At 67.4% G+C, this 23,346-nt stretch carries 21 protein-coding genes, 1 tRNA gene and 1 pseudogene; 19 read left to right on the plus strand and 4 right to left on the minus strand.

The window, feature by feature from the left end:
* Positions 1–33: 33 nt before the first annotated feature.
* Entirely contained in the window at positions 34–246 is a 213-nt protein-coding gene (locus VGF12_RS13035; protein ID WP_331176463.1) for a hypothetical protein, read from the plus strand.
* Here the strand turns inward: VGF12_RS13035 and VGF12_RS13040 are convergent.
* Both VGF12_RS13040 and VGF12_RS13045 read right to left on the minus strand, forming a co-directional pair.
* Positions 243–809 carry a hypothetical protein gene (locus VGF12_RS13040; RefSeq protein WP_331176464.1) on the minus strand — a complete coding sequence of 189 codons (567 nt, stop codon included), beginning with the start codon at positions 807–809 and terminating at the stop codon, positions 243–245. The genes VGF12_RS13035 and VGF12_RS13040 overlap by 4 nt on opposite strands.
* Before the next feature lie 5 nt (positions 810–814).
* Positions 815–1,705 (minus strand): HDOD domain-containing protein, encoded by an 891-nt coding sequence (locus VGF12_RS13045; protein WP_331176465.1) that lies wholly within the window; start codon positions 1,703–1,705, stop codon positions 815–817.
* A 131-nt stretch (positions 1,706–1,836) separates the two neighbouring features.
* On the opposite strand from VGF12_RS13045, the gene VGF12_RS13050 reads away from it, so the two are divergent.
* Both VGF12_RS13050 and VGF12_RS13055 read left to right on the plus strand, forming a co-directional pair.
* On the plus strand, positions 1,837–2,445 hold the full coding sequence (locus tag VGF12_RS13050) for a transglutaminase-like cysteine peptidase (protein ID WP_331176466.1): 609 nt from the start codon (positions 1,837–1,839) through the stop codon (positions 2,443–2,445).
* Positions 2,446–2,458: 13 nt separating this feature from the next.
* Positions 2,459–4,384, plus strand: a complete 1,926-nt coding sequence (locus tag VGF12_RS13055; protein WP_331176467.1) for an EAL domain-containing protein — start codon at positions 2,459–2,461, stop codon at positions 4,382–4,384.
* 199 nt (positions 4,385–4,583) lie between these two features.
* Here VGF12_RS13055 and VGF12_RS13060 read toward each other — a convergent pair whose 3' ends face one another.
* A complete protein-coding gene (locus VGF12_RS13060) occupies positions 4,584–6,848 on the minus strand; it encodes a TonB-dependent receptor (RefSeq protein WP_331176468.1) in 2,265 nt (754 codons plus the stop codon).
* A gap of 183 nt (positions 6,849–7,031) precedes the next feature.
* Here VGF12_RS13060 and apbC point away from each other — a divergent pair, with 183 nt between their 5' ends.
* The 16 genes from apbC to ureC all read left to right on the plus strand — a co-directional run bounded on the left by apbC (position 7,032) and on the right by ureC (position 22,563).
* Entirely contained in the window at positions 7,032–8,126 is a 1,095-nt protein-coding gene (gene apbC, locus VGF12_RS13065; protein WP_331176469.1) for an iron-sulfur cluster carrier protein ApbC, read from the plus strand.
* A 182-nt stretch (positions 8,127–8,308) separates the two neighbouring features.
* Positions 8,309–11,380, plus strand: a complete 3,072-nt coding sequence (fdnG, locus tag VGF12_RS13070) for a formate dehydrogenase-N subunit alpha (RefSeq protein ID WP_331176470.1) — start codon at positions 8,309–8,311, stop codon at positions 11,378–11,380.
* Between the two features lie 11 nt (positions 11,381–11,391).
* Entirely contained in the window at positions 11,392–12,318 is a 927-nt protein-coding gene (gene fdxH, locus VGF12_RS13075) for a formate dehydrogenase subunit beta (RefSeq protein ID WP_331176471.1), read from the plus strand.
* Positions 12,319–12,330: 12 nt separating this feature from the next.
* A complete protein-coding gene (locus VGF12_RS13080; protein ID WP_331176472.1) occupies positions 12,331–12,954 on the plus strand; it encodes a formate dehydrogenase subunit gamma in 624 nt (207 codons plus the stop codon).
* Positions 12,951–13,952, plus strand: a complete 1,002-nt coding sequence (fdhE, locus tag VGF12_RS13085) for a formate dehydrogenase accessory protein FdhE (RefSeq protein ID WP_331176473.1) — start codon at positions 12,951–12,953, stop codon at positions 13,950–13,952. Before VGF12_RS13080 ends, fdhE begins: the two co-directional genes overlap by 4 nt.
* Entirely contained in the window at positions 13,952–15,376 is a 1,425-nt protein-coding gene (selA, locus tag VGF12_RS13090; RefSeq protein WP_331176474.1) for an L-seryl-tRNA(Sec) selenium transferase, read from the plus strand. The genes fdhE and selA overlap by 1 nt, the downstream gene beginning before the upstream one ends.
* The gene (gene selB, locus VGF12_RS13095; RefSeq protein WP_331176475.1) at positions 15,373–17,241 is read left to right on the plus strand and encodes a selenocysteine-specific translation elongation factor; all 1,869 of its coding nucleotides are present in this window, start codon (positions 15,373–15,375) and stop codon (positions 17,239–17,241) included. Before selA ends, selB begins: the two co-directional genes overlap by 4 nt.
* A 4-nt stretch (positions 17,242–17,245) precedes the next feature.
* Positions 17,246–17,341, plus strand: a tRNA-Sec gene (locus tag VGF12_RS13100).
* A gap of 21 nt (positions 17,342–17,362) precedes the next feature.
* Positions 17,363–17,797, plus strand: coding sequence for a glycine cleavage system protein H (locus VGF12_RS13105; RefSeq protein ID WP_331176476.1), 435 nt, complete (start codon positions 17,363–17,365; stop codon positions 17,795–17,797).
* On the plus strand, positions 17,794–18,174 hold the full coding sequence (locus tag VGF12_RS13110) for a DsrE family protein (protein ID WP_331176477.1): 381 nt from the start codon (positions 17,794–17,796) through the stop codon (positions 18,172–18,174). The genes VGF12_RS13105 and VGF12_RS13110 overlap by 4 nt, the downstream gene beginning before the upstream one ends.
* Before the next feature lie 30 nt (positions 18,175–18,204).
* On the plus strand, positions 18,205–19,074 hold the full coding sequence (locus tag VGF12_RS13115; RefSeq protein ID WP_331176478.1) for a putative selenate ABC transporter substrate-binding protein: 870 nt from the start codon (positions 18,205–18,207) through the stop codon (positions 19,072–19,074).
* Entirely contained in the window at positions 19,071–19,655 is a 585-nt protein-coding gene (locus VGF12_RS13120) for a nitroreductase (protein ID WP_331176479.1), read from the plus strand. Before VGF12_RS13115 ends, VGF12_RS13120 begins: the two co-directional genes overlap by 4 nt.
* A 4-nt stretch (positions 19,656–19,659) precedes the next feature.
* Entirely contained in the window at positions 19,660–19,962 is a 303-nt protein-coding gene (locus tag VGF12_RS13125; protein ID WP_331176480.1) for an urease subunit gamma, read from the plus strand.
* Positions 19,963–19,967: 5 nt separating this feature from the next.
* Complete coding sequence (locus VGF12_RS13130) at positions 19,968–20,543, plus strand: HupE/UreJ family protein (RefSeq protein ID WP_331176481.1); 576 nt, start codon at positions 19,968–19,970, stop codon at positions 20,541–20,543.
* Positions 20,543–20,848, plus strand: coding sequence for an urease subunit beta (locus VGF12_RS13135; RefSeq protein ID WP_331176482.1), 306 nt, complete (start codon positions 20,543–20,545; stop codon positions 20,846–20,848). The genes VGF12_RS13130 and VGF12_RS13135 overlap by 1 nt, the downstream gene beginning before the upstream one ends.
* Positions 20,845–22,563: an urease subunit alpha gene (ureC, locus tag VGF12_RS13140; protein WP_331176483.1), complete on the plus strand. Its 1,719-nt coding sequence runs from the start codon at positions 20,845–20,847 to the stop codon at positions 22,561–22,563. The genes VGF12_RS13135 and ureC overlap by 4 nt, the downstream gene beginning before the upstream one ends.
* Before the next feature lie 188 nt (positions 22,564–22,751).
* Here the strand turns inward: ureC and VGF12_RS13145 are convergent.
* Positions 22,752–23,346 (minus strand): annotated as a pseudogene (locus VGF12_RS13145) (hypothetical protein); the annotation flags it as partial.

The following is a 23,346-nucleotide window of genomic DNA, read 5'->3' on the forward strand; positions in this document are numbered from 1 at the left end:
CCTGGGGGCGCCGGCTGTCGTCACAATGCCGGGATGACCTTCTTCTACTGGTTCATGGCTTTGGCCATGGCCGCCACGCTGGTGCCTTCGGCCCTCTACATGGGCATCTATGTCTTCACCGGGGCAGACGAGGCACTGGATCGCGCGCGTAAATTGTGGAATTTTCTGCGCGTCTTCACGCTGCTGGGCTTCAACCTGACGCTCTGGGGCCATGTCGTCGTGGCTGCCTGGCAGCTGTTCCGCTAGAGCCGAGACTCGTACATGTGCGGGCAGTCTGCCGTGCCGAAACGGTCCACCGGCACGCGGAAACGCTGCCCGACTCGCAACTGCATCCACCGTTCCAGGTCCATGCGGCACGTCCAGAGGTGGTCGCCGCCGTCGCTGAGCTCGATCTCGTAGTAGGCCTCGCGCTTGCCCAGGCGTTCGCTGCCCGGCTGGCCCGGCGGCGCCACGCGCAGCGGCGGGCGAGGCCAGTCCGGCCGGGTATCGGGGCCGCCCTCGGTCTTCGCGATCCAGCTGCGGCGCCAGGCCAGCACCGTATAGCGGCAATGCTCGCCAGGCTCGGCGCGGCGGCCGGCTGGGTCAGCGACCACGCGCCGGGTGATGTCGAAGGCGCCTTCGGGCAGCTCGTCGCACCAGTCGGAGCCGCCTTCCGCGCGCAGCCGCTCGACGACGATCTCCATGCGCCAGCTGCGCCGGGTGAGCTCCACGGCGACGCCGGGCGGGCCGAACACCCACCAGCCCACCGTGCCCAGCGTCGCCACGATCATGGCGACGAGGACGAGTGTGCGCAGGCGTGGCAGCCGCATCGGGCTCAGACGGCGTCGAACTGCAGGTTCACCGCCTCTTCCCACTGCGCCAGTTCGTCCCAGCCGATGTGCAGCCAGCCCATGGCGGCGGCGTGGTGGCCGGCCCAGTCGGCGTCTTCGGGCAGGCCCTCGTGGCGGCGCATCAGATGCTCGGCGATGAGGCCGGCGGCGATGAGCGTGTGGATCTCGGGCTCGATGTCACCATGGCCCAGGGCTGCGAAGTCGTGGTGCAGACGGATGGCTGCGATCAGTGGTGGAGCGAGGTTCCACACCCGCACGACCAGGGCGCCGACGACTGCGTGGTCCGTTTTGTGGTTGGCGTTTTCGGTGGCGATGTAGGGGCGGTCAATGCGCGCGCCGGCCTCCACCATCGTCGATGCATAGCCGCGCACACTCTGCAGCAGCACCGGCATGCCGACGTGCAGGAACAGGCCGAAACTGTGGGCGAGGTCGGGCGACAGGCCCGGGAGCTGCTGGGCGATGGTGGCCATCGCGATGGCGCGCTTGGTGCTGCGCTGCCAGAAGCGCACCAACTGCGGCGCGTTGACGGGAATGGCGTGCTGCAGCAGAAAACCAGTCATGACCGACACGCTCTCGCGCAGGCCGATGCGGTTCATGGCCTGGCCCACGGTGGTGCAGGGCAGGCCCACGGGCTTGAACAGCGGGCCGTTGGCGATGCGCAGCAGCGTGGCGGCCATGGCCACGTCGCTGGAGGCGATGCGGGCAACCAGCGTGAGATCGGGCTCCGGCGTGCTCATCGCCTGTTGCAACTGGGCCAGCAGCTCGGGGCAGGGGGGAATCTGGATCTGCTGCAAGGGGCCGCGGCGGCGCGACTGGTCGAGGTCGTCGCGGATCTGCTGAGCGCGCGATGCGTGAGTTGAGGCCGGGTTCTGCATGATCACAAAATCTTAGGTTGCCTCCGTGCGGGTACAGTGAATTCAATCGCTGCCCCCCGTCAATCTTGCCCACTTCCCCGCCTCGCGTTGCTTTCGCCTTCCGCCCGCGCCGGTGGTGGCTGGCCGCCCTGGTGGCGGGCCCCCTGCTGGCCGCGGCGGCCTACGACGCGGCGCGCGTGCTCGACGCGGCAGCCCTGCGCGGCCCGCGGGTGGTCGAGCAGGCCCAGGCCTTGGTGCAGCAGATCGAACACAGCGGCACGCAGGAGGAGTTGCAGCGGCTGAGGGAAATCAACGATTTCTTCAACCGTCGCCTCGCATTCAGGGACGATGCCGTCACGTGGGGCGTGCCGGACTACTGGGCCTCGCCACTGGAGAGCCTGGAGAAGCGCGCAGGCGACTGCGAGGACTACGCAATCGCCAAGTACTTCAGCCTGACTGCCGCGGGCGTACCGACGGCCCGGCTCCGGCTGGTCTACGTGCGGGCGCGGCTGGCCGGGCAATCGCTGGCCCATATGGTGCTGGCCTACTATGCCCAGCCGGGCGCCGAGCCGTTGATCCTGGACAACCTGCGGCCGGAGGTGCTGCCCGCATCGCAGCGGGCGGATCTGACGCCGGTATTCAGTTTCAACACCGAGGGCCTGTGGCAGGGTACGGGCCAGGTGACGGCGGGTGATCCGCTGGCGCGCCTGTCGCTGTGGCGCGAGCTGGTCGCCAAGGTCAGAGCAGAGGGATTCTTGTGATGGGGAGTGAGTCATGTCGTTGATGCGGCAGATCGCCTGGCTGGTGCTGGGTGTGGTGCTGGCTGCGTTGGTGGGTGCGGTCGGCCTGTCCACGCTGTCCACGCAGCAGTTGATGCGTACCCAGCTCGAGCTGAAGAACGCCGACAACGCCCAGGCGCTGGCGCTGGCGCTGTCGCAGCAGAAGGGGGACGGCGAGCTGATCAAGCTCCTCGTGTCCGCCCAGTTCGACACCGGGGCCTACGAGTTCGTGCGCTGGCGCGGCATTGACGGCGCTACGCTGTTCGAGCGCAGCGAGGCGCCGCGTCGCGGCCAAGCCCCGGGCTGGTTCCGTGCGCTGTTGCCTATCACCGCAGAACCTGGTGTCGCCCAGGTGTCCAACGGCTGGAACGCCATCGGTTCGGTGGAATTGAAGAGCCAGTCCAGCTACGCCCATGATGCGCTGTGGCTGAGTTCGCGCAGGCTGCTGGCCTGGCTGCTCATCGTTGGCATCGCTGCGGCCGTCGTGGCCTGGGCCGGCCTGCGCCGCATCCGTCGTCCGCTGGATGCCGCCGTGGCCCAGGCGGAGGGCGTTCTGGTGGGCAGCTACGGCCAGGTCACTGAGCCGCGAGTGCCCGAGCTGCAGCGCCTGACACGTGCGATGAACGCGATGGTGCAACGGGTCAAGGAGATGTTCGAGGCCCAGGCGGGCCAGTTGCTGGTGCTGCGCGAGCAGGTGCACCATGACCCGCTGACCGGCGTGTCCACGCGCCGACATTTCCTCGCTGAGCTGGACGCCGCGCTGCAGCGCGACGATGGCCCGGCCATCGCGGGTCTTGTGCTGGTGCGGCTGCGCGATTTGCCGGGCCTGAATGCCCGCCTCGGCCGCGTTGCCGTGGACGACGTGTTGCTGACCGTCGTCACGGCGCTGCAGGCTTATCCCGAGTCCGTTGCCGGCTGCCGCGTCGGCCGACTCAACGGTGGCGATTTCGCGCTGTGGTTGCCCGCCGAGGGCGTGGCTGCCGAGACGGCCCATGCGCTGGCTGACGCGCTGCGCGCCAGCCTCCCGGCCTTTGGCCCCGGCGTGCAGGTGGCGCTGGGCGCCATCGAACTGCCGCGTGAGCGGCCCAGCAGCGTCTGGCTGGGCGAGGCGGACGCCGCGTTGGCGCGCGCCGAGCATCTCAGCGAGGCGCGTGGCGGTTTCGTCGTCGAGATCGTGGCCGACCCTGGCCTCGGCCGCGAGCAGGGTGAGGGCCTGTGGCGTGCCCAGCTGCAGCAGGCCGTGGGCCAACAGCGAGGCCGTCTGGCCGAGTTCCCGGTGTGTGATCGTGCCGGCCGCGTGCTGCACCTGGAATGCCCCCTTCAGCTGGACTTGGGAGCAGGGTTCGCGCCGGCCGCCACCTGGCTGCCGCTCGCCGCCCGCGCGCGGCTGACGGCCCATGTGGACCTCTTCGCGGTCGACATGGCGCTCAAGGCCATCACGGGAGACGGCCAGCCTCGCTGCATCAATGTGGCGCCAGCCTCGTTGGCGGATGCCGTTTTCCTGCCGCAACTGCGCGAGCTGCTGGGCCTGTGGCCGCAGGCCGCGCGGGGCCTGCTGCTGGACCTGACCGAGGCCGCCGCCACAGAGCATTTCGATCGCCTGCTGGAGCTTGGCCAGCAACTGCGACCTCTGGGCGTCAAGCTGGGCCTGGAGCATGCGGGTGCCGGCCTGGCCCAGGTGGAACGCCTGTACCAGGCTGGCTTGGACTACGTGAAGCTGGACGCCTCGGTGCTGCTGGGCGTCGCAGGCGAGGCCGGTCGCGCCGCCTTCGTGCGAGGCATGGTCATCATGCTGCGCAGCTTGGCCTTGAAGGTCTACGGCGAGGGCGTGGTCGACGAGATGGATGCCCAGGCGTTGTGGGATTGCGAGCTGGACGGGCTCACGGGCCCGTGGGTGACTGCCAGCATGCGCGAGCACTGATCGATCCCGCGCCCCCCCGCGCGACCAGTCGTCTCGAACGCGAGATCTGCGTTGCCGGTCGCGACCGAAGCGCGGCCAGGGGGCGGGGGGGCGCCTGCGCTGTCGCAGATCGACGGCCCCCCTTAGATCTCTGCACGGGTGGAGAAGGGGGCGCTGCCGCCCGGCGCGGCGCGCTGAGCCCGGCCGCCAAGGACCCCGGCTAGATTTTCATCTCCCATCGCACCTGCCACTGCGTGTAGCTCGGGCCGCCGCTGCGTGAGGTGATCACCTGCTCGCCGGTGTTGATCACGCTGCCGGTGAAGTAGTCCAGCGCGGACAGATTGGATGCGGACACCCGCACCGACTGCTCCATGTTGATGGCCCACAGCGCGAAGGCGTCGACGACGGCCTTGCGGTTGGCGGTGCTCTCGGTGATCAGTGTCTGTTGGGTGGTCGTCGACGGCGTCCAGTTCAGCGAGGCGCCCAACGTGAGCGGCAGCGAGCGCAGACGGTAATCGGCACCGAGGTTGGCCGTGCCCTTGGGCTGGCCATCGATGTGGTTGTTCGGACCCGGGATGCCGTCCACGCTGGACGTGAAGAAGCTGAGATTGCTGCGCACGTTGATGGGCAGCGCGTTCTCGAAGTACTCGTCCAGGCGGAAGCGCGCCTCCAGCTCGACGCCGGCCGTCGAGGCCTTGCCGATGTTCTGCGGTCGGGAGACCCAGCGTTGTGTCGCAGCCCAGCGCACGGTTTCCAGCGCCGTGACGTTGCGCATCAGGTTGGTGATGCGCCGGGCGAAGAAGTTGGCGCTCAGCAGGCCGCCCTTGGTCAGGTAATGCTCGTAGCCAATCTCAAAGCCTGTGGCGAGCTCGGGCTTGAGGTCGGGGTTGCCGGCGCGATCGGGCGTGTTGGCCTGGTGCGGCACCTGGCTATTGATGGTGGGGCGCGCGATCAAGTCCTGCAACTGCGGGCTTCGGTAGCTGCGCGTCAGGCTGGCGCGGATCATGTCGCGACCGCGCTCGTCGAGCTTGTAGCGCGCATGGGCCAGCGGCGTGAAGACGCTGGATTTGTTGTGTGCGTCGTAGCTTGCCGCGCTGGACTTGGTCGTGATGCCTTCCCAGCGTGCGCCGGCGTAGAAGTCCCATTGCTTGCCGACATTCCATTCGTCCTGGGCGTAGACGGCGATGCGGGTCGATGCGGCATCGAGGTCGTCGCCGAAATCGTCCAGCCCGGTCTGCGGTTTGCCGTTGACGAGGGTGATGCGGTTCTGGTGGCGGGTGGTGCCCTCGGCCTCGAAGCCGCTCACCAAGGCATGGTCGCCGCCGAGGTTGTGCGACAGCTTGGCCAGCGCGCTCCAGTTACTGTCGCGGCTGGTGGTGCTGTCGTCCTGCAGTCGCGAGTCGGTTCCGGCCAGGCTTTCCTGCCGCACGCTGTGGCTTTCGCCGCGCGCGCGGCCCAGGCCGCCGCGCGCCTCGATGCGGGTGTCGGCGCTCAGCCGGCTCTGCCACTGCGCGTTCAGCCGTGCCATCGTGAAGCGGTTGTCGCCCTGAGTGTCAGCAGCGTCGTAGAAACCGGCGGGCCGTGGATCGGGCGTGGGGGTGGTGGTCTGCAACAGCTGGGAGCTGCTGGTGGAACGCGTGGACACGATGAAGGGCTGGATGGCCAGGCTGTCCGTCGCGTTCAGCTTGAGTTGCACGCGGCCGTTCAGGTTCAGCGAGCTGCGCTCGTCCTGGCTGCGGCCTCGGGAGATCAGCAGGCTGTCGCTGTCGCTCGCGACCGTGTGGGTCAGCGTGTCATTGATCAGGTTGTCGATGCGCTCGCCGCGCATCGCGTTGACGGTCAGGTTGTAGGCATGGCCGTCGCCGAAGTTGTCGTTGCGCGTCCAACTCATGCCGGGGCTGATCTGGCCGCGCTCGGTGGCGAAACCGGCGCGGAATTCATTGAGTCGTTTCTTGAGCGCCTCGCGCAGCACGACATTGATGGTGCCGGCCACGGCGCGGGTGCCGTATTCCGCGGTGGGCGCGCGCAGCACCTCGATGCGCTCGACCTGCTCGGGTGGCAATTGGTCGAGCGAGAAGCCGGGGGGCATCCGCTCGCCATTGACGAGGATCTGCGTGTAGCCGCCACCCATGCCGCGCATGCGGATGTCGCCGCCACGCCCGGGGCGGCCACCAGTCGTCACGCCGGGCAGGCGCTTGATCATCTCGCCCAGTGTTGAATCGCCGAACTTCTCGATTTCCTCGCGCGTGATGACGATCTTGCTGGCCGTCGAGGCCTTGCGGATGGATTCATCGCTGGCATTGCCGCTGACTTCCACGCGCCTGAGTTGCTCCGCCTGGGCCTTGGCCGCCTTGGGTGCCGGTTCCGACGCCGTGGCGTCCGGCGGTGTGGGGCGGGTCTGGGTCTGAGCTTGGGCCTGGGCGGCAGCACAAAAGGTGCCACCGGCCACCAGCATGGCGGCCGCGGAAACACGGTGAAGTTGCATGTTTTCCAGCTTGCCATGTAGGCTGAGCCGGCTTGTGGCGGTACCGTTAACGAAAGCTTTCTTTACTCACGGCAGCGCGATTCGCTCACCGGCGTGAGGATTTCGCCCGAAGCCCCCGCGGGCGGCGCCTCGGCAGTCGCGGGCTAGACTGCCTTCCCCGCATTCCCTGAACTGCCTCCTGCCATGACCGCGATCTCCGAAGCCCAGCTTGAACCCCTGCTGCAAGCCGTGGTGGACCCTGGCTGCGGCCGCACGCTCGGCGAGATGAAGGCGATCAAGGCGGTGAAGATCGAGGGAGCCGACCTGGCCGTCGAGATCGAGTTGGGCTATCCGGCGGCCAGCCAGCACGCCGCCCTGCGTGCGGCCCTGGTCGCCGCGGCGAAGGGCGTTCCAGGCGTCGGAAACGTCAGTGTCGCCATCGCCACCAAGGTCGTCGCCCACGCCGTGCAGCGCGGCGTGCAACTGCTGCCTGGCGTGAAGAACATCATTGCCGTGGCCTCCGGCAAAGGGGGCGTCGGCAAGAGCACGACGGCCGCCAACCTCGCGCTGGCCCTGGTTGCTGAAGGCGCCCGCGTGGGTGTGCTGGACGCTGACGTCTACGGGCCCAGCCAGCCGCTGATGCTGGGTGCCAGCGGCCGGCCCGAGACGCTGGACGGACAAAACATGGAGCCTCACATCGCGCACGGCCTGCAGGTCAACTCCATCGGCTTCCTCGTCGACGACGACCAGGCCATGATCTGGCGCGGCCCCATGGCCACTCAGGCGCTGGAGCAGTTGCTGCGCCAGACGCGTTGGCAGGACCTGGACTACCTCATCGTCGATATGCCGCCCGGCACCGGTGACATCCAACTCACTCTCTCGCAACGCGTGCCGGTGACGGGCGCCGTCATCGTGACGACGCCGCAGGACATTGCGCTGATCGATGCCAAGAAGGGCCTGAAGATGTTCGAGAAGGTGGGTGTGCCCATCCTCGGCATCGTCGAGAACATGGCGGTGCACATTTGCTCCAACTGCGGCCATGTCGAGCATATCTTCGGCGCCGAGGGCGGTGCCAAGATGGCGGCCCAGTACGGCAGCGAGCTGTTGGCCTCGCTGCCGCTGGCGATGAGCATCCGTGCGCAGGCTGATTCCGGTACACCCACCGTTGCGGCCGAGCCGGACGGCGATGTGGCGGCGCTCTACAAGGCGCTGGCGCGCAAGGTCTCCGCCAAGATCGCCGCGCAGGGCAAGGACTACTCGTCCAAGTTCCCGAGCATCTCGATCTCGAAGTCCACCTGACCCCACCTCAGGTGGGCGCGGGGTTGTCGGGTCACGATACCCGACTTAAGTGCTCCCCCTGGAATGCCCTCCCTGGACAAGGGCGGTGCTTTGTGAAGCAATCGGGACGTGCCGAGGTTCGGCCAGATTCATCACGATGCCCGCGGCGAGGCGCCTGCGGGAACTCCCAGGAGGCAAATCGAATGGACATGAACCGGAGGCAGTTCTTCCGGGTGAGCGGCGCGGGGTTGGCAGCGTCCAGCCTTGTGGCCTTGGGGTTCTCGCCGACGGCGGCCCTGGCCGAGACGCGCAACTTCAAGCTCTCCCGGGCAACCGAGACCCGCAATACCTGCCCCTACTGCTCGGTGGGCTGTGGCGTCATCATGTATTCCCTGGGCGACAAGGCGAAGAACGTCACCTCGTCCATCATCCACATCGAGGGTGACCCGGACCATCCGGTCAACCGCGGCACCCTCTGCCCCAAGGGCGCGGGCCTGCTGGACTTCGTGCACAGCCCCAACCGCCTGAAGTTCCCGGAGATCCGCGAGCCCGGTGCCACGGAGTGGAAGCGGGTCAGCTGGGATGAGGCGTTGGACCGGCTCGTCAAGTTGATGAAGGCCGATCGCGACGCCAACTTCCAGACCACCAATGCCGCAGGTCAGACGGTGAACCGCTGGACCAGCACCGGCATCTTGGCCGCCTCGGCCTCGTCCAATGAAACAGGCTACATCACGCACAAGGTGATGCGCGGCCTGGGCATGCTCGTATTCGACAACCAGGCACGTGTTTGACACGGCCCGACGGTGGCCAGTCTGGCCCCGACGTTCGGCCGCGGCGCGATGACCAACCACTGGGTGGACATCAAGAACGCAGACCTCGTGCTCATCATGGGCGGCAATGCCGCCGAGGCCCACCCTTGCGGTTTCAAGTGGGTCATCGAAGCCAAGCATCACAACAAGGCCAAGCTCATCGTCGTGGACCCGCGCTTCACGCGCTCGGCCGCCATGAGCGACTACTACGCGCCCATCCGCGCGGGCACCGACATCGCCTTCCTGGGCGGCGTCATCAACTACCTGCTCAGCAACAACAAGATCCAGACCGAGTACGTACGGAATTACACCAACGCGACCTTCATCGTCGGTGAGGCCTATCAGTTCGAAGCCGGCATCTTCAGCGGCTACGACGAGGCCAAGCGCAGCTACAACCCTGCCTCCTGGGGCTATGAGCTGGACGACAAGGGTTTTGCCAAGGTCGACATGACCATGGAGCATCCGCGCTGCGTGCTCAACGTCATGAAGCAGCATTACTCGCGCTACACGCCCGAGCAGGTCAGCAAGATCACAGGCACGCCCAAGGACAAGTTCCTCAAGGTCTGCGAGTACATCGCCAGCACCTCCACGCCCGACCGCACCATGACCATCATGTATGCGCTCGGCTGGACGCAGCACAGCATGGGCTCCCAGATCATCCGTACCGGTGCGCTGATGCAATTGCTCCTGGGCAACATCGGCGTGCCGGGTGGCGGCATGAACGCGCTGCGCGGCCACAGCAACATCCAGGGCCTGACGGACCTGGGTCTGCTGTCCACGTCGCTTCCGGGTTATCTGAGCTTGCCCAAGGACGCCGAGCAGGACTTGGAGACCTATTACAAGACCCGTGCGACCAAGCCGCTGCGTCCCAACCAGATGAGCTACTGGCAGAACTACCCGAAGTTCTTCGTCAGCTACATGAAGACGACCTTCGGCAAGGCGGCCACGGCAGAGAACAGCTGGGGCTACCACTGGCTGCCCAAGTGGGACACCGGCTATGACGTGCTGCGCGCGTTCGAGATGATGAATCAGGGCAAGCTCAATGGCTACATCTGCCAGGGCTTCAATCCGGTTGGTTCCTTCCCGAACAAGAAGAAGATCGTTGCGGGCCTGTCCAAGCTCAAGTATCTGGCCATCATCGACCCGCTGAACACCGAGACGGCGGAGTTCTGGAAGAACTTCGGTGAGCACAACGACGTGAAGTCGGCCGAGATTCAGACGACGGTGTTCCGCTTCCCGAGCACCTGTTTCGCGGAAGAGGACGGTGCGCTGACCAATTCCGGTCGCTGGCTGCAGTGGCACTGGAAGGGCGCCGAGCCCCCGGGCGAAGCCAAGGGCGACCAGGCCATCATCGCCGAGCTGTTCATGCGCCTGAAGGCCGCCTATGTGAAGGACGGTGGGGCCTTCCCCGACCCCATCCTGAACCTGACGTGGCCCTATCTGCAGCCGACCAATCCATCGCCGGAGGAACTGGCCAAGGAATACAACGGCAAGGCCTTGGCCGACGTGCTGGACCCCAAGGATCCGACCAAGGTCCTGGCCAAGGCCGGTGAGCAGCTCAGCGGCTTCGGCCTGTTGCGCGACGACGGCACGACGGCGGCTGGCTGCTGGATCTACACCGGCGCGTGGACCCAGGCCGGCAACCAGATGGCGCGCCGTGACAACAGCGACCCCTGGGGTATCGGCCAGACGCTGGCCTGGGCCTGGGCCTGGCCGGCCAACCGGCGCGTGCTCTACAACGCGGCATCCTGTGACCCCACCGGCAAGCCCTGGAACCCCAAGCGCCGGCTGATCAGCTGGTCGGGCGACAAGTGGGCCGGTTCCGACGTGCCGGACATCCGGCCGGACGCCAACCCCACCGACGCCGACGCGGTTCGCCCATTCATCATGACCGGCGAGGGCGTGGCGCGCCTGTTTGCCCCCAGCGGCATGGCGGATGGCCCGCTGCCGGAGCACTATGAGCCCTTCGAGACGCCGCTGACCACCAACCCCATGCACCCGGAGAATGCCAAGGCCAAGTCCAACCCGGCCGCGCGCGTCTTCAAGGGCGACATGGAGGCCTTTGGCACGCCCAAGGACTTCCCGTACGTGGCGACCAGCTACCGGCTGACCGAGCACTTCCACTACTGGACCAAGAACGTGTTGACGTCGGCCGTGATCCAGCCGCAGCAGTTTGTCGAGATCGGCGAGGAACTGGCCAAGGAGAAGGGAGTGGCCAATGGCGACTGGGTCAAGGTGAGCAGCAACCGAGGCTTCATCAAGGCCGTGGCCGTCGTCACCAAGCGAATCCCGTCGCTGGACGTGGACGGCAAGCGCGTGCACACGGTGGGCCTGCCCAACCACTGGGGCTTCGTCGGCGTGGCCAAGCCCGGCTATCTCGTGAACACGCTGACCCCCTTCGTGGGCGACGCGAACACGCAGACGCCGGAGTTCAAGAGCTTCACCGTCAACCTTGAGAAAGCCTGAGGGAGCGCGCCATGTCATCACTCCAATCCCTCGATATCGCCAAGCGCTCCGCCACCACCACGCCATCCACGCAGGCTCGCACCCATGTTCCCGAGGTGGCGAAGCTCATCGACGTGTCCTCCTGCATCGGCTGCAAGGCCTGCCAGGTGGCCTGCATGCAATGGAATGATCTGCGCGACGACGTCGGCGACAACCACGGCACCTACGACAACCCGCGCGACCTGACGCCCCAAAGCTGGACGGTCATGCGCTATTCGGAGGTAGAGGTCGAGAAAGACAGGCTCGAGTGGCTGATCCGCAAGGACGGCTGCATGCACTGCGAGGACCCGGGCTGCCTGAAGAGCTGCCCGGCCCCCGGCGCCATCGTGAAGTACACGAATGGCATCGTGGACTTCATCTCCGAGCACTGTGTGGGTTGCGGCAACTGCGTGACCGGCTGCCCCTTCGACGTGCCGCGCATCAGCAAGGTGGACAGCAAGGCCTACAAATGCAGCCTCTGCTCCGACCGTGTCGGCGTGGGCCTAGAGCCGGCTTGCGCCAAGGCCTGTCCTACCGGTGCCATCCGCTTCGGCACCAAGGAAGACATGCTGCAGTTCGGTGCCGAGCGTATCGTCGACCTGAAGGAGCGCGGCTATGCCAACGCGGGCGTCTACGACCCGCCGGGCGTGGGCGGCACCCATGTCGTCTACGTGCTGCAGCACGCTGACAAGCCCGAGCTCTACCATGGTCTGCCCAAGGATCCCAAGATCAGTCCCCTGGTGTCGTTGTGGAAGGGCGCGGCCAAGCCGCTGGCCGTCGCGGCCATGATCGGCGCTGCCATCGTCGGCTTTTTCCACTACACGCGGGTGGGACCGATCGAGGACCCGGACGATCCCGAAGCCGATCGCAACGTCGCTCGCAGTGATGTCGGCGACGACGCAAATCATCCCTCCGCCTGACAGGAGCGCAGCATGGCTACACGCTTCATTCAGCGCTACAGCGCTGGCGAGCGCACCAACCACTGGTTGATCGTGCTGCTCTTCCTTGCCGCCGGGCTGTCGGGCCTGGCGTTCTTCCACCCAGCTTTCTACTTCCTCACCGCGTTGTTCGGCGGGGGCACGTGGGCGCGCATCCTGCATCCCTTCATGGGGCTGTTGATGGCGTTGTGCTTCCTCGTCATGTTCCTCAAGCTGTGGCGCTACAACGTGATGAACGCGGCCGACAAGGAATGGATGAAGCACAGCGGCGCGATGCTGCGCGGCGACAAGAGTCGCATGCCGCCGGCCGGCCGCTACAACGGCGGCCAGAAGCAGGTATTCTGGCTGATGGCCATCTGCCTGCTCGTTCTGGTGCTGACGGGCTTCATGTTCTGGCAACCCTGGTTCGCCGACAGCTTCCCCATCCTTGCGCGGCGCATTGCCGTCGTGCTGCATGCGCTGTCGGCCACAGTGCTGATCCTGACCGTCATCGTGCACATCTACGCGGCGATCTGGGTCAAGGGCACGATACGGGCCATGACGCGGGGCACGGTGACCGAGGGCTGGGCGCGTCAGAATCACGCGCAATGGCATCGTGAAATGACCGGAAAGCAATGACCGTCGGCAGCACGCAAAAGATCCTCAGTCCCGAAGAGATTGCCGTTCGCGCTGGCGAGCAGCTCAGCTTCCTGCACCTGCCCGACGCCGGCGTCTTTGCCGACCGCGCATTGCGCCTGCGCCAGTTGGCCGCCGGTCATGCGATGCGAGATTTCCTGCTCTTCGTCGCCGAGCTGGCCGAGGCCCAGCACCGTGCGCTGTCCGCCGTGGTCGCCGTGCCACTGCCCACGCCGCAGCAGATCGACGCCGCCGCGCGTGATGGCCTGCCGCTGCTGCCGGCGGAGACCTGGCAGCGAGAGCCGGCTTGGCGCAGTTCTCTGCGTGGGCTGCTGAACGATCTGGCCCGCCGACTGCCCGACGGGCCGCCCAAGACCACAGCCCTGCAGCTCGCCGCCGCGGGCGACGAGCACCTTGAAACGCAGGCCGGTCGCCTGCTCAGTGGCGTCATGCTGGGACTGGATCTGGCCAGCGCGCCGTTGATCGCCGCCGGTCTCCAACTGCACTGGGTGCGGCTGGTGCAGCAGACGGCTGCCCACGCCCCCGGCCCGATCGCGGCTTTCGGTCGCACCGATGACCCCACGCTGTGCCCTTGCTGCGGCTCACGTCCGGTGGCATCGCTGGAGCGCCTGGGCAGCGAGGGCGCGCGCTACCTCGCTTGCGGCCTGTGTGCCACGCAGTGGCATTTCGTACGCATCAAGTGCACCCATTGCCAGAGCACCAAGGGCATTTCGCTGCAAAGCCTCGTAGGCGCCGACGAGGCCGCGTCGACGACGGCCGATGCTGTCGTTCAGGCTGAGTGCTGCAGTGAATGCGGTCACTACTTGAAGTTGATGCACCCGGCGCGCGACAACGGCCTCGAGCCTCTGGCCGACGACCTTGCCACGCTGACGCTGGACCTGCTCGTCAGCGAGGCCGGCCTGCAGCGCCACGGCGTCAACCTGCTGTTGCTCTTCGGCGAGCCTGACGAAGCGCCACCACCACCTGGACGAGAACACTGATGAACGCGCCCGAAGAATCCGTGGTCCACGGTTCCAAGGCGAGGCCCCAAGACCTGCCGGCCCTGGACAAGTTGCTGCGCGACTGCGCCCCGCTGGTGGTTGCACACGGCCACACGCTGGTCGCCAACGAAGCAAGGGTGCTATTGGAAGGCCTGCGCCGGCGCGCTGTTGCCGGCACCTTGATGCAAGCCGAGCTGAACAAGCTCTCTCACATGCTCGCCGACCATGTTGAGGCCCGGATGCGGCCGAACATGCGCTCGGTGCTCAACCTGACCGGCACTGTCATCCATACCAACCTCGGCCGTTCCCTGCTGGCCGACGCCGCGCTGCAGCAGGTGATGGCGCTGATGGGCTCGCCCAACAACCTGGAATTCGATCTTGAGGCCGGCGTCCGTGGCGACCGCGACGACCTCATCGAAGGCTTGCTGTGCGAGCTGACCGGCGCTGAGGCGGCCACTGTCGTCAACAACAATGCCGCCGCCGTGCTGCTTGGCATCGCGGCGCTGGCGCGCGGCCGGGAGGCCATCGTGTCGCGCGGTGAGCTGGTCGAGATCGGTGGCGCCTTCCGCATGCCCGACGTGATGAGTGCGGCCGGCGCCACGCTGGTAGAGGTCGGCACGACCAACCGCACCCACCCGCGCGACTACGAGAACGCCATCACGCCTCGCACTGCACTCGTCGTCAAGGTCCACACCAGCAACTACCAGGTGCAGGGTTTCACGGCGGCGGTTGACGAGGCAACGCTGGCCCCCATCGCGCACGCCGCCGGCCTGCCGCTGATGACCGATCTGGGCAGTGGCGCGCTGGTGGACCTGTCCAAGTGGGGCCTGCCTGCCGAACCGCTGCCGCAGGCCATGCTTGCGGCCGGCTGTGACGTGGTGACCTTCAGCGGCGACAAGCTCCTGGGGGGGCCGCAGGCCGGCCTCATCGTCGGCAGCAAGGCCAGCGTCGGCAGGATCCGCAAGTTCCCGATGAAGCGTGCGCTGCGCCTGTCCAAGCTGCCATTCGCGGCGCTGGAGGCGACGTTGCGCCTCTACCTGCGTCCCGAGCGGCTGGTGCACGACCTGCCGACGCTGCGTCTGCTGACGCGGCCCCAGAACCAGATCGTCGAGCTCGCGCAGCGACTGCTGCCTGACGTGTTGGAGGCGGTTGCGCCGCGCTTCACCGTCGAGATGGTCGCGCTGCAAAGCCAGATCGGCTCCGGCTCGCTGCCCGTCGAACGCCTCCCTTCCGCCGGTCTCGCGATCACCGCTGCGGATCGACGGGGCCGAACCCTGGATGCCCTGGCTACCGCGCTGCGCGGCTTGCCGCGGCCCGTCATCGGCCGCATCAATGAGGACCGCTTGCTGCTGGACCTGAGGTGTCTGGAAGAGCCCGCGCTGCTGATTTCGCAGTTGTCCGCGCTGAAGGAGAGGCTGGCGTGATCCTCGGCACCGCGGGCCACATCGACCACGGCAAGACCACGCTCGTGCGTGCGCTCACGGGCGTGGACACTGATCGCCTGCCCGAAGAGAAGGCCCGCGGCATCAGCATCGAGCTGGGCTATGCCTACATTGACGTGCCTCGGCACGAGGAGCGCCTCGGCATCATTGACGTGCCGGGCCACGAGAAGCTGGTGCACACCATGCTCGCCGGCGCCAGCGGCATTGATTTCGCGCTGTTGCTGGTTGCCGCCGACGACGGCGTGATGCCGCAGACTCGCGAGCACCTGGCCGTGTTGAGCCTGTTGGGCCTGAAGCGCGGCGCCGTCGCGATCACCAAGATCGACCGCGCCGAGCCCGGTCGCGTCGAGGCGCTGCAAAGCGAGGTGAGGGAATTGCTGGCTGGCACGAGCCTGGATGAGGCGCCCATTCTTGCCGTCTCCGCGCTAACCGGGCAGGGCATGCAGGCGCTGCGCGAACTGCTGTTTGAAGCGGCTCGCCAGACGCTGCCGCGTGTGACGCAGAACCTGGCCGCGCGTCTCGCCGTGGACCGGACGTTCAGTCTCGATGGCGTCGGTACCGTCGTCACCGGCACGCTGCACGCCGGCGAGATCGCCGTCGGCGATGAACTGCTCATCCATGGGCAGCGTGCCCGCGTGCGCAGCCTGCATGCGCAGAACCGGGCTGTCGACCGGGCACAGGCCGGCCAACGCTGCGCCGTTGCGCTCGCCGGCCTTGCCAGGGAGCAGGTGCCGCGGGGGCAGTGGTTGACGGCGCCTGCGGTGGCACTGTCCACCGAGCGCTTCGATGCCCGCCTCACGCTGTGGCCCGGCGAGGCCAGGCCGATGCGTTCTGGCGCGCGCGTGCACCTGCACCTCGGCGCGCAATCGGTGACGGCCAGCATCGCCGTGCTGGACGGCTGCGATGCGGTGGAGCCCGGTGCCTCGGCCCGCGTGCAACTCCTCTGCCACATGCCCGTCGGTGCCTGGCGCGGCGACCGACTGGTGCTGCGCGATGTCAGCGCTACGCGCACCCTCGCCGGCGGCGTCGTGCTCGATCCGTTCGCACCCGCCCGCTACCGCCGCACGCCCGAGCGCCTGGCCGAGCTGGCGGCCTGCGAGCTGCCCACGCCGGTCGAGCGCCGCGAGCGGTTGCTTGCACTCTCGTCGCTGGGCCTTGATCTGGCCCGCTTTGCGCAGGCTGAAGGCCTGGTCGAGCCGCTGGACGGTTGGGCGCTGGGCAATGAGGCGCGCGCCGCGCTGACGGAGAAGATGCTTGCCGTGTTGTCCGATTTCCATGCTAGGTCCCCTGACGAGCTCGGCCCGGATGCCGCTCGGTTGCGGCGCCTCGTCGCACCGCGCATCGCTGAGCCACTGTGGCGCCAGCTGTTGGCGGAGCTGCGTGCCGCGGACCGCATCGCCGTGCGCGGCGCCTTCGTGCACCTGCCTGAACACGGCGTGCAGCTTTCGGCCGCCGAACAGCGCATCGCGCAGAAGGTGTCGCCTCGCCTGGTGGCTGCCGGGGCCGAAGGCGCCTGGGCGCGCGACCTCGCCCGGGACTGCACCGAGCCCGAGCCGCTGATGCGGGCCACGCTCGCGCGTCTCGCGCAGCAGGGCGAGCTGCACCAGGTGGTGAAAGACCTCTACTGCGACACCTCGACGATGGCGAGACTCGCCGCCATTGCGCGCGCGCTGGGCGGCGGGCAAGGCATGGTCACAGCCGCAGCCTTCCGTGACGCGACGGGTCTGGGGCGCAAGCGGGCGATCCAGCATCTGGAGTACTTCGACCGCGTCGGGCTGCTGCGGCGCGTGGGGGACGAGCACCGGCTGCGCGCGGACAGCGCCCTGTTTTCGGAGGCGACCAATTGATCATGGAAAGAGAACGACACCGGTGTGTCGGCCGGGCTTCAAACCCGGTGGGTGGCGCCACGCGTCGCCGGGTGGGTTCGACTCCCTCCTCTTTCCGCCATTCACTCGGGAACGGTGTGCGATGAGCGGCGCGCCGCTGCCCCAGGGGTTCTGGCTCTGGCCAGAAGACCAGACGTGGGCCCAGCCCCTTCCGGATGGCCAAGTCCGCATCGGCATCACGGCGCTGGGCCTCAAGGCCTCTGGCGAGATCTACATGTGCCGGCCCAAGCCCGTGGGCAGCGACGTCGAGCAGGGGCGTTCCATCGGCGTTGTTGAATTGTCCAAGTCCATCGTGGCGGTGAAGTCGCCGCTGTCGGGTGTCGTCACGCGCGTGAACGAGGCGCTGGAGGAGCGGCCCGAGCTGGTCCACCAGGCGCCCTACGAGGCAGGCTGGCTGGTCGAGCTGGCGCCGTCCAGGCTCGATGCTGAGAAACCGCGGCTGGTCATCGATGAGACCGCCATCCGTGAGGCGATGGACCGCTGGGCCTGGCTCAATCAGTTGGACGCAGCATCATGAAGCGCGCTGGCCTTGCCATCCTGCTTTGGGCCGCGGACCCCGCCGATCCCGTGCGCCTGGCCACACCGTTCGCGCATGCCGCCGCAGCGGCGGCGCTCGACATGCAGGTCGAGGTCTACTTCACAGCCCGTGCCGTGCTGCTGCTCAAGCCCGGCGTGGCCGGCCAGTTGCGCGCGTCTGACCGTTTCGACAAGACCATCGCGGACTGGATGGACGACGCGCTGGAGCACGGCGCGCGCTTCTTCGCCTGCTCTGATGCGCTCGCGGCCCAGGGCCTGACGCATGAAGACCTGATTCCGGCCGCCCGCCGTCACGGCGGCGCGGTCCAATACGCGTCCCGCGCCGCCCACTCGGCGTGGGCGACCTTGGTGTTCTGACACCTCAATCTTGATCCTCAGGAGAATTCCATGGCTCTCTCTCGTGTCGTCGCCGGTCTGGCGCGTGGTGTGGTGTTGTCACTGGCGCTGGCCGGTGTGGCGGCGCAGGCCCAACAGGTGCTGCGCGTGACCGCCATTCCCGATGAGTCGCCCACGGAGCTGGCGCGAAAGTTCGCGCCGCTGGGCCAGTACCTGGAGAGCAGGCTCGGCATGAAGGTCGAGTGGACGCCGGTGACGGACTACGCCGCCGCCGTGGAGACCGTGGTCAACCGGAAGATCGACCTGGCCTGGTTCGGCGGCTTCACCTTCGTGCAGGCCAATGTGCGCTCGGGCGGCAAGATCATTCCGCTGGTGCAGCGCGAAGAGGACGAGAAGTTCCGCTCCGTCTTCATCACCGACGCCAAGAGCGGCATTGCCAAGCTGGAAGATCTCAAGGGCAAGACGCTGTCCTTCGGCTCGCAGAGCAGCACCTCCGGCCACCTGATGCCGCGCAGCTTCCTGTTGGCCGCCAAGATCAACCCCGATGTGGATCTGAAGCGTGTCGCCTTCAGCGGGGCGCACGACGCCACCATCGCCGCAGTCGCCAGCGGCAAGGTGGATGCCGGCGCGCTGAACATTTCGGTTTGGGAGAAGTTCGTGACCGAGAAGAAGGTGGACCCGACCCAGGTCAAGGTCTTCTACACGACCCCGCCCTACTACGACTACAACTGGTCGGTCCACGCCGACATGCCGCAGGCGCTGCAGGACAAGATCAAGGCGGCCTTCCTGGCGCTGGACCCGAACACGGCGCAGGGCAAGGAGATCCTTGGCCTGCAGCGTGCAACCAAGTTCATCCCTAGCAAGCCCGAGAACTACAACGGCATCAGGGCCGCTGCCGAGAACGCGGGGCTCTTGAAGTGACCCGATCGCCCGCGCTCGAGGCTTTGCTGAGCCGCTACTCGGTCGGCCCAAAGCACTTGGTCGAGCCCGGCCCGAGCGACGAGCAAGTCGCGCTGATGGCGCAGGCGGCGTTGCGCGCACCGGATCATGCCGAATTGGTGCCTTATCGATTCAAGATGGTGCGTGACGCCGCAAAACAGGGCATGGCTGCCCTGTTTGCCGACGCGGCCCGAGCGGCAGGCAAGGGGGAGGAGGGCGCTGCACTGGACGCGGAGCGGGCGCTGAAGCCGCCGATCACGATCGCTGTCGTCGCCCGCATCGACCTCGGCCATCCCCAAGTGCCGGCCCACGAGCAGTGGGCGGCCGTCGGCGGTGCCATCGCCAACTTCCTGACGGCGGCTCATGCCCTGGGCTTCGGGGGCAAGATGCTCAGCGGCGCCAAGGTGCGCGACCCGGCCATCTCAGCGGCCTTCTGCGACCCCGGCGAAACGCTGCTCGGCTGGATCGCCCTCGGCACGCCCACGCGCCAGCCTGCGGGCCCGTCGCGCAAGCTGGCCGCCTCGGAAGTTCTGATCGACTGGCATCCCCCTTGCAAGACCTGACGCCATGGAACTGACTCCTCGTGAGAAAGACAAGCTGCTGCTGTTCACAGCAGCGCTGCTGGCGGAGCGCCGCCGTGCGCGGGGCCTTAAGCTGAACTACCCCGAGGCCGTGGCCTTCATCAGCGCGGCCATCCTCGAAGGCGCGCGCGACGGCAGGACGGTCGCCCAGCTGATGAGTGAAGGCCGCGAGATCCTGACCCGCGCCGACGTCATGGACGGCGTCGCCGAGATGATTCCGGAGATCCAGGTCGAAGCCACTTTCCCGGACGGCACCAAGCTGGTCACCGTCCACCAACCGATTGCCTGAACACCATGAAGACATCGCACCGCTGGCTCGTGGCCACCGCCTTGCCCCTGGCCGCCGCGGCCGCCCAGGCCCACACCGGCGACCACAGCCAAATCAGCGGCTTTGTCGATGGCGCGCTGCACCCGCTAGCCGGGCCAGACCACCTTGCCGCCATGCTTGCCGTGGGCATCTGGAGCGCGATGGCGCTCAAGCGCCCGCTGCAAGCGCCGCTTGCGTTCGCAATGTCGCTGCTGGCCGGGGCACTGCTAGCCATGGTCACTGGCTGGCAGATGCCGGCGATGGAGGCAGCCATCACTGTCTCCCTCGCTGTACTGGGCCTGCTGGTGGCGCTGCGCTTGGCCATGCCGCCGGCCGCGGGCGCGGCCACCGCGGCCATCCTGGCCTTCAGCCACGGTGCTGCGCACGGGCTGGAGTTGCATGGCGCCGGCGCGCTGGCCGGCATGGTGCTCAGCACGGCGGTGCTGCACGGCGTGGGTCTCGCGATGGGCTGGAAGCTCCGCAATGCACCCACCCTCGCGCGCGCGCTGCTGGGCGCCAGCGTCGCAGCGCTTGCCCTGGCCCGCATTGGCGGGGTCGCCTGATGATCCCCGGCGAGCTGATCGCCGCTGAAGGCGAGCATGAACTCAATCCCGGCCGCCGCACGCTGACCCTCAAGGTCGCCAACGCCGGCACTCGGCCCATTCAGGTCGGCTCGCACTACCACTTCGCCGAAACCAATGCTGCGCTCGCCTTCGACCGCGAGGCTGCGCGCGGCATGCGACTCAACATCTGCAGCGGCACGGCCGTGCGCTTCGAGCCCGGGCAGACGCGTACCGTCGAGTTGGTCGAACTGGCTGGCGACCGCGCCGTTTGGGGCTTCCGCGGCCTCGTGCAAGGCAAGGTATGAAGATTTCCCGCCGCGCGTACGCGGAAATGCTCGGCCCCACCGTCGGCGACAAGCTGCGCCTGGCCGACACGGCCCTCGTCATCGAGATCGAACAGGACCTGACGTTGCGCTCGGGTGGCTATGGCGAAGAAGTGAAGTTCGGCGGCGGCAAGACCGTGCGCGACGGCATGGGCCAGTCCCAGCGCCCGAACGGCCCCGGCGCCGGTGACGCGGTCGACACCGTCATCACCAATGCCGTCGTCGTCGACCACTGGGGCATCGTCAAGGCCGACATCGGCCTGCGCGGCTGCCGCATCGCCGCCATCGGCAAGGCCGGCAACCCGGATGTCCAACCGGGCGTGGACATCGTCATCGGCCCTGGCACCGAGATCATCGCGGGCGAGGGTTTCATCGTGACGCCCGGCGCCATCGACACCCACATCCACTTCATCTGCCCGCAGCAGATCGAAGAGGCGCTGATGAGCGGCGTGACAACCTTGATTGGCGGGGGCACCGGCCCCGCCACCGGCACACTGGCCACCACTTGCACACCGGGGCCCAGCCACATCGCCACGATGCTGAAGGCGGCCGAGGCCTTTCCGATGAACCTGGGCTTCCTGGGCAAGGGCAATGCATCGCGCCCCGAGGGCCTGATGCAGCAGATCGACGCCGGCGCCATCGGCCTGAAGCTGCATGAGGACTGGGGCACGACGCCTGCCGCCATCGACAACTGCCTCAGCGTGGCCGAGCTGACCGACACGCAGGTCGCCATCCATACCGACACGCTGAACGAAAGTGGCTTCGTCGAGGACACGATCGCTGCGTTCAAGGGCCGCACCATCCATAGCTTCCACACGGAAGGCGCGGGTGGTGGCCATGCGCCGGACATCATGAAAGTGGTGGGCGAGGCCAACGTGCTGCCCAGCTCCACCAATCCGACGCGGCCGTTCACGGTCAACACGCTGGACGAGCATCTCGACATGCTGATGGTGTGCCACCACCTGGACGCCGGTATCGCCGAGGACCTGGCTTTCGCCGAGAGCCGCATTCGGCGCGAGACGATCGCCGCCGAAGACATCCTGCATGACCTCGGTGCCATCAGCATGTTCTCGTCTGACTCGCAGGCCATGGGCCGCGTGGGCGAGGTGTCGCTGCGGTGCTGGCAGACCGCACACAAGATGAAGGTCCAGCGCGGGGCGCTGCCCGGCGACGGGGCCGGCAACGACAACGCGCGCGTGAAGCGCTACCTCGCCAAGCTCGCCATCAACCCCGCGCTGGCGCACGGCATCAGCCATGAGGTGGGCAGCATCGAGGTCGGCAAGTGGGCTGACCTCGTGCTCTGGAAGCCCGCCTTCTTCGGCGTGAAGCCCGCGCTGATCCTGAAGGGCGGCTTCATTGCCGCTGCCGCGATGGGCGACCCCAACGCCTCCATCCCCACGCCGCAGCCGGTGCACTACCGGCCGATGTTCGGCTCCTTCGGCGGGGCCTTGTCGCAGGGTTCACTGACCTTCGTCAGCCAGTCGGGCCAGGCCAATGTCGAGAAGCTGGGCCTGACCAAGACCCTCGTGCCGGTGAAGGGCTGCCGCTCGGTCAAGAAGACTGACATGGTGCTCAACAACTACCTGCCGACGATGGAGATCGATGCGCAGACCTATGAGGTGAGGGCGGATGGCGTGCTGCTGGCCTGCGAGCCCGCCAAGGAGTTGCCGATGGCGCAGCGGTACTTCCTTTTCTAGGCTTCTTGTCCGTCCGAAGCCGCGTGTCCTGACTGGCTGCCTTGCAGTGGGACCCCGCGAGCATCCAGCCTGGCGGGAGGCGGCATGAAGCCGACCTCTCAGATCGAACCTGGGTCACCGACGGCGAAAGTGCCTGGCGGTGGACCGGGCAGAGGACCTGCTTCGTTCAAGCCGAGGCGAGGACACCGTCATTCGACAGTTGAAGACTCTGTCTCTGTATGCCGGTCAGGCTCCGTGGTGCGGAGAATTTCGTTAAGAACGGAAGTGGCGTAGTTCCCGGCGGGCAAAGAGAACGTGAGCACCAGTTGATCGGCTTGCGGCCAATCCCATGACAGGTCCTGCGGGCTCGCCACAAGCGCGCGTCGCTCCTGATCCAGGCCGGCGTGTTCCATCCCGTCGCACAAGGTGGCGTGACGTTCAGCCACTGTGTTCTCCAGGGCCTGTGCTTGATCGGTGGTGGTCACGCGCCCGCGCCCCCAGAGTGGTCCGGTGGGCCGGCCCGCGTCGTCCATCACGTCACCGGGCAGGGTCTTGCCCCAAAGTCCCTGCTGAATTCGCAGCGCCAGCACTTCATTGAAGACCAGGGAGCGTACCGCGGACAGGTAGATGCCCTTCTTCTTCGGGTTGCGCACGCGGATCTCGCGCGCCAGCATGGCCCGGCCCTGTTCGACGTTGCCGCCGTCGAAGCCAAAGCGCTGGGCGCCGAAGTAGTTGGGCACGCCCTGCGCGGCCACGGCCCGCAAGTTGGCCTCGATGGCATCACGGTCGCCCGCCACCTCACGC

The organism is Roseateles sp., assembly GCF_036404855.1.
GTDB lineage: Bacteria > Pseudomonadota > Gammaproteobacteria > Burkholderiales > Burkholderiaceae_C > Pelomonas.

What these genes read in the sequence shown, in the direction of transcription:
- VGF12_RS13035 (WP_331176463.1), top strand. Translation starts at nt 34, where the DNA reads ATGACCTTCTTCTACTGGTTCATGGCTTTGGCCATGGCCGCCACGCTG.
- VGF12_RS13040 (WP_331176464.1), bottom strand. Translation starts at nt 809, where the DNA reads ATGCGGCTGCCACGCCTGCGCACACTCGTCCTCGTCGCCATGATCGTG.
- VGF12_RS13045 (WP_331176465.1), bottom strand. Translation starts at nt 1,705, where the DNA reads ATGCAGAACCCGGCCTCAACTCACGCATCGCGCGCTCAGCAGATCCGC.
- VGF12_RS13055 (WP_331176467.1), top strand. Translation starts at nt 2,459, where the DNA reads ATGTCGTTGATGCGGCAGATCGCCTGGCTGGTGCTGGGTGTGGTGCTG.
- VGF12_RS13060 (WP_331176468.1), bottom strand. Translation starts at nt 6,848, where the DNA reads ATGCAACTTCACCGTGTTTCCGCGGCCGCCATGCTGGTGGCCGGTGGC.
- apbC (WP_331176469.1), top strand. Translation starts at nt 7,032, where the DNA reads ATGACCGCGATCTCCGAAGCCCAGCTTGAACCCCTGCTGCAAGCCGTG.
- fdxH (WP_331176471.1), top strand. Translation starts at nt 11,392, where the DNA reads ATGTCATCACTCCAATCCCTCGATATCGCCAAGCGCTCCGCCACCACC.
- VGF12_RS13080 (WP_331176472.1), top strand. Translation starts at nt 12,331, where the DNA reads ATGGCTACACGCTTCATTCAGCGCTACAGCGCTGGCGAGCGCACCAAC.
- fdhE (WP_331176473.1), top strand. Translation starts at nt 12,951, where the DNA reads ATGACCGTCGGCAGCACGCAAAAGATCCTCAGTCCCGAAGAGATTGCC.
- selA (WP_331176474.1), top strand. Translation starts at nt 13,952, where the DNA reads ATGAACGCGCCCGAAGAATCCGTGGTCCACGGTTCCAAGGCGAGGCCC.
- VGF12_RS13105 (WP_331176476.1), top strand. Translation starts at nt 17,363, where the DNA reads ATGAGCGGCGCGCCGCTGCCCCAGGGGTTCTGGCTCTGGCCAGAAGAC.
- VGF12_RS13110 (WP_331176477.1), top strand. Translation starts at nt 17,794, where the DNA reads ATGAAGCGCGCTGGCCTTGCCATCCTGCTTTGGGCCGCGGACCCCGCC.
- VGF12_RS13115 (WP_331176478.1), top strand. Translation starts at nt 18,205, where the DNA reads ATGGCTCTCTCTCGTGTCGTCGCCGGTCTGGCGCGTGGTGTGGTGTTG.
- VGF12_RS13125 (WP_331176480.1), top strand. Translation starts at nt 19,660, where the DNA reads ATGGAACTGACTCCTCGTGAGAAAGACAAGCTGCTGCTGTTCACAGCA.
- VGF12_RS13130 (WP_331176481.1), top strand. Translation starts at nt 19,968, where the DNA reads ATGAAGACATCGCACCGCTGGCTCGTGGCCACCGCCTTGCCCCTGGCC.
- VGF12_RS13135 (WP_331176482.1), top strand. Translation starts at nt 20,543, where the DNA reads ATGATCCCCGGCGAGCTGATCGCCGCTGAAGGCGAGCATGAACTCAAT.
- ureC (WP_331176483.1), top strand. Translation starts at nt 20,845, where the DNA reads ATGAAGATTTCCCGCCGCGCGTACGCGGAAATGCTCGGCCCCACCGTC.